Below are 12,962 nucleotides of genomic sequence, written 5' to 3'. Positions count from 1 at the left end.
TTTATTATAACTGATTCACTTATTTTTTGTCGCATACCAGCTTAATGGCTCAATGTGAAACTGCATTTGCTTGTTTGGCTCTGTTAATATTTCCCCATCCGCATGACAAGGCAGCTCTGCCTTATGTGTGAATTGAATTTTTTGCCCCGTAAGCTGTATTACTTCCCGTAAACGAATATGCGTACCCGAAAAAATCGTAACAAACAAAAATAATAATTTTATTGCTGATATATTATGTACAACAATTACCTCAAGCATTTGATCATCGGTTTCCGATGCTGGTGAAAGCTTCATACCCCCACCGAAGTAGGGCTGATTGCATACTGTCGCAAACCAAACATTGTGAATATGATGTCGTTCTCCATCTACAAGTATTTCTAATTCGAACGGTTTAAAAATAAATAATTCTTTAATTAAAAAGTAGATATAGCTTAATTTACCGAGCCCGATTTTGCCGAGCTGCCTTTTCAAAGTTGAGTCATTGGCAACTTTGGCAACCGCCGCATCAAAGCCAATGCCACAATTATTCATAAAGGCGTGCTCCTTTTGCAATTTGACAACACCACAGTCGTGCCGCCTTCTTGCAGGCTGCTGTACAAAGTCTATCAACTGCTCAACCGTTTGGAATGTGGGATAAGTTCTAGCATAATCATTGCCAGAGCCTCCAGCCATTACGCCAATCGTTATCCATTCACAATGAAGCACACCGTTTATGACCTCGTGAATTGTCCCATCTCCTCCGATAATAACAATACAAGTCGGTCGTTGCTGTTTTTTTGTCTGCTGTGCAATTTCTTGTGCAATTTTAAAGCCATGCCCTCTATAGTCTGTTGTATGTAGTATGTAAGGAATATTTAAAGCAGGTTGCCAACTTCGCCAACGCTTAAGCCCTCTGCCACTACCTGCATAGGCATTCAAAATAATATGGAGCTGCATTATTCGTCATCCTTTTTTTGCTCGCTCCATATATCTCGATGAAACGATGTAGTTTGACCAATCGCTAATATCGACTGTGCAGCTCGAATTTGCATATGCTTCATCGGTGAAACCGTCCGCTTTATTTGTTGAAGCCACTCTGCATATTTACGCTTATCAATAAACTGCACACCATAAACAGCGCCTGGATAATCAAAATAGCCATTGCGCGAAAGCAGCACTTTACGTATCGGCATGTCTACGCCTGCTTGCTCAAAAAGTTGCTTAACCAATGTTTCCATGCGATTTAATCGAATAAAAGGATTAAGTGTTTTTTTATCTTGCTTCCCTACCTTTTTAACCCAAAAACGTTCGCTACCGCCAACATAAACAGCTTGATTTTCTTCCTCCACTACCGTAATACAAACACATTCAACAGGCGTAATCACAATGACCTCTAACTCGATTGGCGCTTTTTTCACACGTAAAATTGGGTAATAAAACACGAAATAGTTATCTGGTAAGTCTTGTAATAATGTGCGTAGTAACGTGTCACGCATATACTTAGGGTCAACATATGATTTTTCACGCAATGTCGAGCTAGCCCACTTCATTTGAAAGTGGAAAAATTGGTCCATAAACATGCGCTTTAATTCCTCTAATGTTTGTGGATTATAAACGATGTTTGGTTCAAAAAACAGCGTTGTTTCCTCGTCTAAAAATTCGTCATCCGCTACTACTTCGTCAGTCGCAGGCTCCTCTATGATTTGCTTTTTTTGAGAGAAAAATTTCTTTAAAAATGCGAACCTCGATTTCTCATTTTCAACGACATCCTCAGTCGTATCAACATGCTCCCACTGCTGGTTTAATTCACCGCCTGTTTCCCATTGGTGTTTGATGCGCTCCCATTGTACTTTTTTCAAGCGAACAAACTGTGTAGGATAGCGCGTTAAATCTATTTCATAGCGAGATATATAATCTTGTATTTTTACTAATTGAGCCATCGCAAAACACTCTCCATCTACTTGCTTTCGTAGTATCTATTGTACATGAATCGCCAGCAAAAAAATATAAGTTTGTCTAAAAGCTGGCGAGCACACCGCTATATTGAAATATTATCCCATGCGTGTTGATTAGCCTTTCTTTTACATAGAATACTTAACAATTCGTTAATTTCCATTGCGGGGGCGGCTTGTCGCCGAAATGAAAGTTTACTTTGCGATGAGTAATCGTAGGAGCATCCTGCTCTTCACGCCCATCAACAAGTAAATCCTTTATTAGCAGTGCACTCCACACCTTAAACATATCATTTGCGTTAAATATATCCTATTGTGGATATGCTGTTAACCCTATGCTCGCTACTCTATCTAGTAAGATAAGGAATATTGCTTTTGATTATTATAAGGTAATAAAAAAACGTCTGAAAAGCAATGCCTTAGCACGCTTTTCAGACGTTCTATTTAGATTGAAACTGGTGCTGGAATTTTTGTCTCAAACTGCGCTTGCAATTTGCGTGTCCATGCACCTACTTGACCACCATTAATTTGCTGACCATCAATATCGATAATTGGTGTCACCTCTGAAGTTGTCGAGGCAATAAAAACCTCATCCATCGCTAGAAGCTGTTGCTTTGTCATCGCTTGCTCCTGCACAGGTAAGCCAATTTCCTGCGCACATTGTAAAACAACATGACGTGTAATTCCTTTTAAAATGAAGTTATTCGCTGGATGTGTGTGTAATACACCATCCTTCACACCGAAAACATTTGTTGATGAGCCCTCTGTCACCGTTTCAGCTCGGTGTAAAATAGCCTCATAGCAGCCTTTTTCAAATGCTTCTTGCTTTGCTAATACCGCCCCTAATAAATTCAATGATTTAATATCGCAGCGTAGCCAGCGAATATCCTCTACAAAGGTTGCCTTCACACCGTTTTCTAAGTTAGTGAATGGACGTGATGTTTCCACTGCTGTTCCTGTTAAGACAGGCACTACGTCAGCACCCGGGAAAATATGATTACGCGCGGAAGCGCCACGTGTAATTTGAAAATAAATATGACCGTTATTAATCTCATTTGCCTCTACTAGCTCATGCAATAACTGGTGCAATTTATGCTTCGTATAAGGAATCGTCAAACGAATTTCTTCAGCGCTTACATAAAAGCGATCAATATGCTCTTGCGCCGTGAACAATTGCCCATTATACACTTTAATTACCTCATAAATTCCGTCCCCAAACTGATAACCACGGTCCTCTTTATGAATAACAACTTCCTCATCTGTAACGATGCGATCATTTAATAAACTATACCCCATCATATATACCTCTTCTCCACTTTATTCCGTATTAACAATTAGTAAATCTTCTATCTACACGCTGACTGCCAGCAAAAGATAAATGAATAAAACCTTAAAATCAATAAACATATACATTAACTAAAAACCCCATACTTGTATGCAACTATGTCGCTGTTAGCCTATTCTATGCGTTAAAGCTTCCACTAATTGAAATTTTACTTTATTCGCCTGCTAACTTTGCAATAGCCTCCGCGTAAATTGCTGCTGCAGTTACTAAATTTTCTATTTCAACAAACTCATCCTTTTGGTGCGCAACATCCGGTTCTCCAGGGAATAGCATACCGAAAGCTACCCCCTTCTTTAATACACGCGCATATGTGCCTCCGCCTGTTGATAAAACTTGCGAAAAGTCATTCGTATATTTTTGATATACTGCCACTAACGTTTGAACAAGCTCATCTGTTTCTGATACATAATGCGGCTTTGAATTGCTGACAATATCCATTGTAAAATCCGTTTGCGCAAGCACTTGTTGTGCTGCTGTCATCTTTTCCTCAAAGGAATAGGTTACGGCGTAACGCATACTTACCTCAATCGTTCCACCATTTGCATCAAATTTCAACATGCCTGGATTTAATGTTGTTTCACCAGACATTTCATCGTAATAATTTAATTGCAGTGCCGTACCATAGTGATCCTTGCCAAAAACATCGACAATAAACTGAGCAAAGGCTAAACCGTTACCAGCTAGCTCAGTAGTCAAAAATTTTGCTAGTAGTACAGCAGCATTTAAGCCTTTTTCAGGCTCCATCGCATGGGCTGATTTTCCTTTTACTGTTATTATATATTCATTATGTTCATTTGTTAAAGAACCTTCCGCCCCATTTTCCTGTAAAAATTTTTGGAAATTTGCAGCAGTCTGCTGTGAAATTGTCGCTACTTTTGCCTCCGCAAAATCTGGTACCATATTTATTCTTTTTCCAGCAATAAATGATAATAATTGTTCATTGCTAGTTGGCTTATTTTTCAAAGAAAATACGAGATGTGCAATCCCTTTTTCAGCATTAATTAATGGGAAATCAGCATCTGGTGCAAAGCCAATTGTCGGCATCTCCTCTTTTTCAAAATACCGTTTTACACAGCGAAAACCACTTTCCTCATCCGTGCCGATAATCATTCGCACCCTTTTTGATAGAGTGATACCGCTATCTTTTACCATTTTCATTGCAAGCCATGCAGCCATCGTTGGCCCTTTATCATCAATCGCCCCACGACCGTACAATTTGCCATCGACGACTACTCCTTCAAACGGAGGATATGTCCAGCCATCACCTACAGGCACTACATCTACATGACATAAAATACCTAATAGCTCCTGCCCTTGGCCCATTTCGATATGGCCGGCCATTTGGTCTACATTTTTCACTGTCATACCTGCTGCCTCGCCCCTCTTTAACATAAAATCTAAAGCATCAAGAGGTCCTTTACCAAATGGCATTTCCTTTGACGCAGCTTCTTCGTCTAATACGCTTTCAATTGAAATGAGCTGCTGTAATTCTGCAAGCAATTCTTCTTGACGCTCACGCGCAATTTGTAACCAATTCATTTCTTCCACCTCTTTTTCTAATATCGTCTATTTTACGCTTTCTATGTGAAAAAACAATGAAAAATGCACTAGCTCACTATCCTTTTTCTTGCAATGAGGTAAAATAAAATGAAGCGAACAATCGATTTTTACAGCCTGTTAATAAGGATTAAAGAAAATTGTCATGGGGGAATCATATGCTACAAAAAATAATTTCAACAGCGCTACATAGAAATGAATTATACAAATATCAGAAGCTTAGTTATCTCATCAACACGATGCTTGGCGGTATTTATATCGGCTTTGGTATGCTACTCCTTATGACATTAGGCGGGCAGATGACGGACTTACCCGTATTAAAGCTACTGCAAGGCGCAACATTCGGCATTGCATTGACAATGGTTATTATGGCAGGGGCTGACCTTTTTACAGGCAATGCCCTCATCATGCCAATCAGCTCTTTTCATAAATCAGTTAGCTGGTTGCACACATATAAATTGTTTTTTACGAGCTATATAGGCAACTTGATAGGCGCACTATTGTTAGCTATTACATTTGTCGCAACAGGATTAGTGAGTGGGGCATTAGCTGACTACGTCATTACAGCAAGTACAGGCAAAATAGCCCCTTCTTTTTTAGCGCTTTTTGCACGTGGTGTTTTATGTAATGTACTTGTTTGCCTTGCTGTTTGGGGTAGCTTTAAATTACAATCAGAAAGCGCCAAAATACTATTTACTTTTTGCTGCATTTTACCTTTTATCACGATGAGCTTTGAGCATAGCATTGCAAATATGACATTATTTGCTGTCGCATATTTTATGCCAGACAGTCCTTTTATAGCTAGTGATTTTATTTATAATCTTATTCCCGTAACGTTAGGCAATATAGCTGGCGGCATGTTTGTTGCATTTGTTTATTGGCACACAGCACTAAAGGGATTGTCTGAAAAGTCCTTTTGAAACGGATTCCTTTGCAGTGAGTAACTACAGATACGGATGGCTTTAGCAAATATTAAATATAGAAGCTACAGCCGTCGGAAAAAATATTTGTGGACGGCTCCTTCACCTCATGTAAATAATAAGTAAATTTTTTATGAATTCATTCAAACTAATAGAAATTATGAAGCATATACGCTATAATCATATTATCAGAATATTTGTTCTGATAGATTACTTTTGAAAAGGGGTTGTCTGGGGCAGAAACCAAAAGCCTACGTGCACTCCGCACATATTGTCGTCCGCTAGTCTTTGCCATGAGAATTAAGATCGAAGGAGTGGTTCACTAATTATGAAACCAACTACTGATAGAATGCTTAATCGTATTAAAGACGTGTATATGTTTATTCTTACAAAAGGAGAAGTGTCTACACAGGATTTAGTCGAAGAGTTCAACATCACTCCTCGCACCATTCAAAGAGATTTGAATGTGTTAGCCTTCAACGACTTGGTTATGAGCCCAAGTCGAGGTAAATGGACAACGACGAAGAAAAAAGTAAAACTGACATCTTAGTTCTACCTATTTTTTAGGAGAGCGTAACAAAAAGAATGCCCTTTTCGTCGGGGGCATTCTTTTTCTGCATTATCCATATGTTATGAAATGGCTGATAGTGAATAACGGTTTTTCCCATCATTTTTCGAGGCATAAAGTGCATCATCTGCTCTAGAATATAAATCTCTCTCTGTTTCTTGGATATTTGCTTGTAATGTTCCGCCAATGCTTAATGATAACACTTGCCAAGCTAAATCATTGCTTTCCTTTTTAAGACGAACTTCCTCTATCGCTTCATTTGCAATGCGCTCCATTTTTTCAAGCGTCGCATTTTTGATAACGATTGCAAATTCATCGCCGCCAAAACGCACAACAAACCCTTCTTTGTGGGCAAGACGTTCAAGTATTTTAGCAAGCTCGACTAAAATCATATCTCCCTTTAAATGACCGTATTGATCATTTACTTGCTTAAAATTATCTACATCAAATAATAACAGACCAATTTCCTGATGCTGCTTTCTTTTTAATAGCCTCTCAATTTTCTCCAAATAAGTCGACCGATTATACACACCTGTTAAAGGGTCGCGCTCAGCCAATCTTATTGTTTTCATCAAAATTAAATTAAGCACAACAAGCGTAATAAAAGAGGTGATAATCGCTATAACTAATGTGAAGTAGAATTGCTGCGTATTTTTTTTCAGCAAGGCCAACTCCGTCATATTATTATATTTCATAAAAGCAACTCGCTTCGTTGAATAGCCTTTATTTCGTAATGTATCATACGGTAAAAAACGGTAGGTCTCGACAATGCCACCATTATAATATTTTTCGTATTGTACAACAGAAGATGTTTCAATTGCACGTTGAAAAGCCTCTTGAAATTCCGGGTCACTCGAATTTACTGAATAAATTTCATCCTCATTCGCACTTAAGTGAAAGCCTGCTTTATTAAAAATTTTAATATCTAATAAATCATCATATTGCCCAATAATGATTTTAGCCTTATCAAAAAAATTAAAATCCCCAAATAAAGGTATCTTATTCATTGGCACACCTAACTCCAGTAAATACTTATGGTCAGGTGTAGCTAAATAACTATACTTCCATACTTCCCCTAGCTTAGTAGAACCATCTAAGCCATCAGAGAAAAACTCCCCACTCATTCTTCTTTGTGTTAGAACCCTCGACAATTCTTGACAGCATTCATTAAAATTCATGCCTAAATCAATTGGGTACGTAGTATGGATTACCGTATTCGTCTCATCCAAAATAAAAATTTCCATCCCGTGTTCCTTTTTCATTCTTTCTAAATCCCATGTAGCAACATCTGGATTTTCATTATAAAGATTGGCCATTTTGCGTAGCTCTTTTTCCACTTCATGTGTTAATTGATCCTCTAAATAATATTGTACCGTATCAATTGTTTGTAAATCATCTATAACCTGACTTTCAATCAACAACCAATTGCTTAATGTTTGTTCTTTTATATCATTTTGTATTAGCTTCCTGTTCGTAAATGTGACGACAGTTACTAAAATAATCGCAAATATGATAAGAGACAAAAAAAGCTTAAAATGCAAATTTTTCATGCTAAACACGTTCCCTCATTAAGATTTACTTCTTAAAATGGATAATCTATACTATGATTAAAATTTAACGTCTTTCAGCAATGTTTTCTGAGACGAGTACCGAAAGCGTAGTGACAGGTACAGAACTCTCCCACCTCTATAGACGGCCAAATGAATGCAAGTATAAGACCGATTTCAATGGGTGTCCAAACCACTCGCTGAATCATAGAAACTCAGTCCAAGAACATCGCCTCCTGGGGATGTCAGGGATTTTGAATTGTGCAAGTACAATTCAAAATCCCAACGCAATTACACCTCGGCGTAATTGAATATTGTATTGGAAATTCTACTTCTCGTTTATCAAAAGAAGGATGTGAAAACAATCTATTATGAATAGCCTAAGCGTTAAAAATTCGCACGTGAATGAGCGATATCTATATAATCAACAAGCACAAGTAGCTAGCTTCCTTTTTTGAAACTATTATAAGACATGAATAAAATATTATCAAAAGTAAAAATAAGGAATTAGAACTAAGTCATATTACCTATTTCAAGCAGTCACTTTTCCTATTTTATCATTTTGAATTTTAAAATCCAGTAAACATATGAGTAATTTCCTAGCCAAATAAAAAAAGTAACAATAAGAAATAAATATTTCCTATCATCATTTTACATTTTAAAAATTATTCCGAAAATTATTATTTATTTTCAATTAATAATGCTAGTTCTTCCTCTGTAATTTCTCGATATTCTCCTAATTTCAAGTTTTTATCTAACTGTAATGGGCCCATTGATAAACGTTTTAAATAAGTCACTTTTTTGTTAACCGCTTCAAACATTCGCTTTACTTGATGGAATTTCCCTTCCTGAATTGTTAGCTCGATTTCTGATTGTTCAGCCGATGTTAAAATCACTAGATGTCCGGGCATCGTCACATAGCCATCCTCTAATTCAACTCCTGCGGCAAATGCCTTCACATCCTCCTCAGTTACTCGCCCAGCAATTTTTGCATAATATGTTTTTGGCACATGCTTTTTTGGCGATAGTAAATTATGAGTTAGCTGTCCATCATTTGTAATAAGCAATAAGCCTTCTGTATCTTTATCTAGCCGTCCAACCGGAAATGGTTTCAAATGCTGGGCAAAAGGGTCTAATAAATCAATAACTGTTTTATCATAATCATCTTCAGTAGCGGAAATAACTCCCGGTGGCTTGTTCATCATCAAATAAATAAATTCGATATACTGTACTCGCTCGCCGAAAACAGCGATATGCTGTGCCTCGGGGTCGACCTTCAAAGCGGCATCCTTTACAACGACAGTATCAACAGTTACAGCCTTTTGCTTCAATAATTGCTTTACTTCTTTTCGTGAGCCAAAGCCCATATTTGCTAACAATTTATCTAGACGCATAGTTTCTCCTTTATATATGTACGTATTGAAAAATGGCCCACCACCCTAATTATGATGATGGACCTAAAGATTAATTCATGCCTAATTTCTTCGCAATTTTCGTTACTCTTGCACCTAGTAGCTTTTGTGCTAAGCCTAAACGCAGTGCTAAATAGCCGTACACTATAGCGCCTGCTGCCGCACATAATAACACATAAAGCAATGCTAATAATTTACTATCGACTGGCGCAATCCATTGTAAAATAAAATACATAACAGAAACAACAATTGTCATAATAACCGTTAAAATACAAATTAATAATATGCGGCGCATTGCCACCTTTGCATTGTATTGCAATGTTTTATGAATAACGGCAATATTGATTGTGCAAGTTACCGCATAGCCAATCATCGTCGCTAAAATGGCTCCATCTACTTCCAGCCATTTAATCATCGGAATATTTAATATTAACTTCACTAAAATACCCGTTAACAAACTGAAAATAATCCACTTTTGATAGTTAATCCCTTGCAGCAATGACGCCGTAACGGAAAAGATAGCGAATAATATCGCGGCTGGTGCATAATGCATTAACACTAATGCCCCATTCTCACTTTGTTCATATAAAACATGGTATAGGGAAGGTGCTAAAATCATAATTCCTACTACAGCAGGGATTGTTACAAATAACAACACTTGATACATTTTATCCATCGTGCTACGCAATGTATGTAGCTGACCGAGCGTATAATATTTCGTAATCGTTGGAATTAAAGCCATTGATAAGCCCGTTGCTAGCATCACAGGAATAATAACAATTTTATGCGTCAATAGATTGAGCATTAAAAAGTATGTATCTGTTAGCTTAGCATCAACACCTTTAGCGAGCATCGCACCGTTAAAGGTTAGCATATCTACTAATTGAAAAAGTGGATTGGCTATCCCGACAAAAATAATTGGAATGGAATACGTAAATATTTCCTTATAAATTTCTGTATACGCTACTTGATGGCTAGTAATGGAATTAGCCTGTAACATTTGAAATTCTGGCTTGAGCTTTTTCCAGTAATGATACAGTATAACTAGACCCGCCAGTGCTCCAATAAATGCTGCAAACACAGCAAATTTAATCGCTGTTTCAGGCAGTCCATCAAACAAGACGATTACAACGAAAGAGCCACCTAGCAAGACAACAATACGTGCTATTTGCTCAATCAACTGCGAGACAGATGTTGGCATATAGTGCCCGTAGCCTTGAAAATAGCCGCGAATTAGGCTCATTAACGGCACAACAAGAAGTGCGTAGCTAACCCAACGAATAACAGAAGCAATTTGCTCCACAGTATATAACTGCTCCTCATCTTTAATAACGGCATTAGCAAGTGGTGTTGCAAGTAAATTTAATAAAATAAATGATAATAAGCCGGTGAGTAGCATCACAATCGTGCCCGATTTCATTAATCGTACACCCGTTTTGTAATCCCCTAGCGCATTATATTTAGCAACAAATTTAGAAACGGCTAGCGGTAAACCTGAAATCGCTATTGACAGCATAATCGTATACGGTATGTATGCATATTGATAAAGAGCCATATTCTCTTCTCCAACAATCGCATAAAATGGGAATAAGTATACGAGCCCTAAAAGCTTTGATAAAAATAACCCGATTGTTAAAATCGCGGTCCCCTTCATTAATGATGACATATTCTTCTTCCTATTCTTATATCAATTGCGCCTCGGCGTAATTGCGTCGGGCTTTTGAATTGTGCGAGCACAATTCAAAAGCCCTGACATCCGCCAGAGGCTTAGGCCAAAACGATGTTGGTCACTCAGTCCTTATCTTAGTATGCACTTGTTTTAGACTGAGTTCCTCTTTATCAGCTAGTGTTTGGACACTGGCTGAATAAAAGACAATTTAAGTATTCGTCCGCACCACCTATAGAGGTAGGCGTTTTCTACTTAATCATGATAAATCTACTACTACGACGCAATTAGCCTATTTGTAAGTTTACATCTACAAGACCATTAACTCAATTAAATTGTGCAATTTGTGTATAATTAGATGAAGGTAAATAAAGTGAACCTTCAACCAGTGGGGATTTCCCTACATCCCAACTGGTTGGTAGTTTCACCATTCGGGTTTTTACAGGCTGTTTGATCCCCCACTTAAACATCTTGATTTTACCTACTGTTTTGAAGTGGGGGTCTTACAGCCTGTTAATACGGGATCAATTGTACGCGAAAGTGAGCTAACGAATATGTATGATGTTATTGTAATTGGCGGTGGGCCATCTGGATTAATGGCAGCCATTGCGGCCGCAGAGCAGGAAAAAAAAGTTTTATTAATTGAAAAAGGGGGGAAGCTCGGCAAAAAATTAGCCATTTCTGGTGGTGGACGCTGCAACGTAACAAATCGCCTACCTGTTGAAGAAATTATTCGTCACATTCCTGGTAATGGTCGTTTTTTATATAGCCCATTTACTGTTTATAATAATGAAGATATTATCGCATTTTTTGAAGGTCTAGGTGTAGCTTTGAAGGAGGAAGACCACGGGCGTATGTTCCCTGTATCTGACCGCGCTCAAGATGTTGTTGACGCACTAGAAAAACAGCTAAAAAAGCTCAATGTTGAAGTTCGCCTTCATACAGCCGCCCAAAAACTGTTGCTAGATGAAGAACGCGTTTTCGGTGTACGCTTACAGGATAGCACTGAAATACGTGCCAATGCAGTAATTGTCGCAGTGGGAGGAAAGGCTGTACCACAAACAGGCTCCACAGGAGATGGCTATCCGTGGGCAGAGCGAGCAGGGCATACCGTCACAGCACTCTACCCAACAGAGGTGCCTGTCTTGTCTAAGGAACCTTTTATCGTGGCACGCGAGCTACAAGGGCTAGCACTACGCGATGTAGCAGTTTCTGTGTTAAATGCAAAGGGCAAGCCACTCGTAACCCATACGATGGACATGCTCTTCACCCATTTTGGCTTAAGTGGTCCTGCAATTTTACGCTGTAGTCAATTTATCGTCAAGGAGCGCCAAAAAAATGATGGTGCAGCAGTTCAAGTACGTATTCAGTCACTTCCCTCATATAATGAAGAGGGTTGCTACCAAATGCTACAGCAAAAGATTAAAGACGAGCCAAAAAAAGCGGTCAAAAACTTATGGAAGCCACTTGTACCAGAACGTTGGCTATTATTTTTACTAGAACGCGCGGGAATTGATAGCACCCATACAGGTGTAGAGCTTTCTCAAGAAAAAATCCGTGCACTAGCTCATGAATTAACAGCCTTCACAATGGATGTGCATGGCACACAACCTCTGGAAAAAGCCTTCGTCACAGGTGGTGGTGTATCAATAAAGGAAATCGAGCCAAAAACAATGGCTTCGAAGAAAAGGCTCGGGCTTTATTTCTGCGGTGAAATTTTAGATATTCATGGCTACACAGGTGGCTACAATATTACTTCTGCCCTTGTGACAGGACGTATTGCGGGAATGAGCGCGGGCTCTAATTAATTTTTGTTTCGCAGAGGGCTGTCCAATAAGCTGTGTAGTTGCACAGCTTTTCGACAATAGCGACAATGTTTTGGGAAAAAGCTTACACTTCAAAATAGAAATTAGGAGAAAAATCGCTAAAGTCAGCGTTTCTCTCCTAAGTAAAAGACATAAGACAAAAATCTTTCTTTCAATGCGTTGCCGAAACAAAATGCTCTTATCGGATAGA

Annotated in this window: 11 protein-coding genes; 3 read left to right on the top strand and 8 right to left on the bottom strand. The window is 38.4% G+C overall.

Features of this window, described 5'->3' with window-relative positions; genetic code table 11:
• Positions 1 to 15 precede the first annotated feature (15 nt).
• The 5 genes from MHB51_RS00330 to pepV form a co-directional block, all read right to left on the bottom strand.
• The gene (locus MHB51_RS00330; RefSeq protein ID WP_342558747.1) at positions 16 to 936 is read right to left on the bottom strand and encodes a diacylglycerol kinase family protein; all 921 of its coding nucleotides are present in this window, start codon (positions 934 to 936) and stop codon (positions 16 to 18) included.
• Positions 936 to 1,919, bottom strand: a complete 984-nt coding sequence (locus MHB51_RS00325) for a nuclease-related domain-containing protein (RefSeq protein ID WP_342558746.1) — start codon at positions 1,917 to 1,919, stop codon at positions 936 to 938. Before MHB51_RS00325 ends, MHB51_RS00330 begins: the two co-directional genes overlap by 1 nt.
• A 154-nt stretch (positions 1,920 to 2,073) precedes the next feature.
• Positions 2,074 to 2,220: a hypothetical protein gene (locus MHB51_RS00320; RefSeq protein WP_342558745.1), complete on the bottom strand. Its 147-nt coding sequence runs from the start codon at positions 2,218 to 2,220 to the stop codon at positions 2,074 to 2,076.
• Positions 2,221 to 2,375: 155 nt separating this feature from the next.
• Complete coding sequence (gene dat, locus MHB51_RS00315) at positions 2,376 to 3,227, bottom strand: D-amino-acid transaminase (protein WP_342559450.1); 852 nt, start codon at positions 3,225 to 3,227, stop codon at positions 2,376 to 2,378.
• Positions 3,228 to 3,429: 202 nt separating this feature from the next.
• Positions 3,430 to 4,815, bottom strand: a complete 1,386-nt coding sequence (gene pepV, locus MHB51_RS00310; RefSeq protein ID WP_342558744.1) for a dipeptidase PepV — start codon at positions 4,813 to 4,815, stop codon at positions 3,430 to 3,432.
• Between the two features lie 176 nt (positions 4,816 to 4,991).
• On the opposite strand from pepV, the gene MHB51_RS00305 reads away from it, so the two are divergent.
• Both MHB51_RS00305 and MHB51_RS00300 read left to right on the top strand, forming a co-directional pair.
• Positions 4,992 to 5,753, top strand: a complete 762-nt coding sequence (locus MHB51_RS00305; RefSeq protein ID WP_066161859.1) for a formate/nitrite transporter family protein — start codon at positions 4,992 to 4,994, stop codon at positions 5,751 to 5,753.
• A 328-nt stretch (positions 5,754 to 6,081) separates the two neighbouring features.
• Positions 6,082 to 6,303, top strand: coding sequence for a DeoR family transcriptional regulator (locus tag MHB51_RS00300; RefSeq protein ID WP_042474511.1), 222 nt, complete (start codon positions 6,082 to 6,084; stop codon positions 6,301 to 6,303).
• 80 nt (positions 6,304 to 6,383) lie between these two features.
• Here the strand turns inward: MHB51_RS00300 and MHB51_RS00295 are convergent, their stop codons facing one another.
• From MHB51_RS00295 to MHB51_RS00285, 3 genes are all read right to left on the bottom strand, one after another.
• Positions 6,384 to 7,844, bottom strand: coding sequence for a GGDEF domain-containing protein (locus MHB51_RS00295; protein ID WP_342558743.1), 1,461 nt, complete (start codon positions 7,842 to 7,844; stop codon positions 6,384 to 6,386).
• 704 nt (positions 7,845 to 8,548) lie between these two features.
• Entirely contained in the window at positions 8,549 to 9,262 is a 714-nt protein-coding gene (locus MHB51_RS00290) for a pseudouridine synthase (RefSeq protein WP_342558742.1), read from the bottom strand.
• A gap of 70 nt (positions 9,263 to 9,332) precedes the next feature.
• The gene (locus tag MHB51_RS00285; protein WP_342472148.1) at positions 9,333 to 10,946 is read right to left on the bottom strand and encodes a polysaccharide biosynthesis protein; all 1,614 of its coding nucleotides are present in this window, start codon (positions 10,944 to 10,946) and stop codon (positions 9,333 to 9,335) included.
• 554 nt (positions 10,947 to 11,500) lie between these two features.
• Between MHB51_RS00285 and MHB51_RS00280 the strand changes: the two genes are divergently transcribed.
• A complete protein-coding gene (locus MHB51_RS00280; protein ID WP_342559449.1) occupies positions 11,501 to 12,754 on the top strand; it encodes an NAD(P)/FAD-dependent oxidoreductase in 1,254 nt (417 codons plus the stop codon).
• Positions 12,755 to 12,962 lie beyond the last annotated feature (208 nt).

This window comes from Metasolibacillus sp. FSL K6-0083 (assembly GCF_038630865.1).
Taxonomy (GTDB): domain Bacteria; phylum Bacillota; class Bacilli; order Bacillales_A; family Planococcaceae; genus Metasolibacillus; species Metasolibacillus fluoroglycofenilyticus.
Note: the sequence above shows the minus strand (reverse complement) of the source record. Positions and strands in the feature narration are given on the sequence as shown.

What these genes read in the sequence shown, in the direction of transcription:
- MHB51_RS00330 (WP_342558747.1), bottom strand. Translation starts at nt 936, where the DNA reads ATGCAGCTCCATATTATTTTGAATGCCTATGCAGGTAGTGGCAGAGGG.
- MHB51_RS00325 (WP_342558746.1), bottom strand. Translation starts at nt 1,919, where the DNA reads ATGGCTCAATTAGTAAAAATACAAGATTATATATCTCGCTATGAAATA.
- MHB51_RS00320 (WP_342558745.1), bottom strand. Translation starts at nt 2,220, where the DNA reads ATGTTTAAGGTGTGGAGTGCACTGCTAATAAAGGATTTACTTGTTGAT.
- dat (WP_342559450.1), bottom strand. Translation starts at nt 3,227, where the DNA reads ATGGGGTATAGTTTATTAAATGATCGCATCGTTACAGATGAGGAAGTT.
- pepV (WP_342558744.1), bottom strand. Translation starts at nt 4,815, where the DNA reads ATGAATTGGTTACAAATTGCGCGTGAGCGTCAAGAAGAATTGCTTGCA.
- MHB51_RS00305 (WP_066161859.1), top strand. Translation starts at nt 4,992, where the DNA reads ATGCTACAAAAAATAATTTCAACAGCGCTACATAGAAATGAATTATAC.
- MHB51_RS00300 (WP_042474511.1), top strand. Translation starts at nt 6,082, where the DNA reads ATGAAACCAACTACTGATAGAATGCTTAATCGTATTAAAGACGTGTAT.
- MHB51_RS00290 (WP_342558742.1), bottom strand. Translation starts at nt 9,262, where the DNA reads ATGCGTCTAGATAAATTGTTAGCAAATATGGGCTTTGGCTCACGAAAA.
- MHB51_RS00285 (WP_342472148.1), bottom strand. Translation starts at nt 10,946, where the DNA reads ATGTCATCATTAATGAAGGGGACCGCGATTTTAACAATCGGGTTATTT.
- MHB51_RS00280 (WP_342559449.1), top strand. Translation starts at nt 11,501, where the DNA reads ATGTATGATGTTATTGTAATTGGCGGTGGGCCATCTGGATTAATGGCA.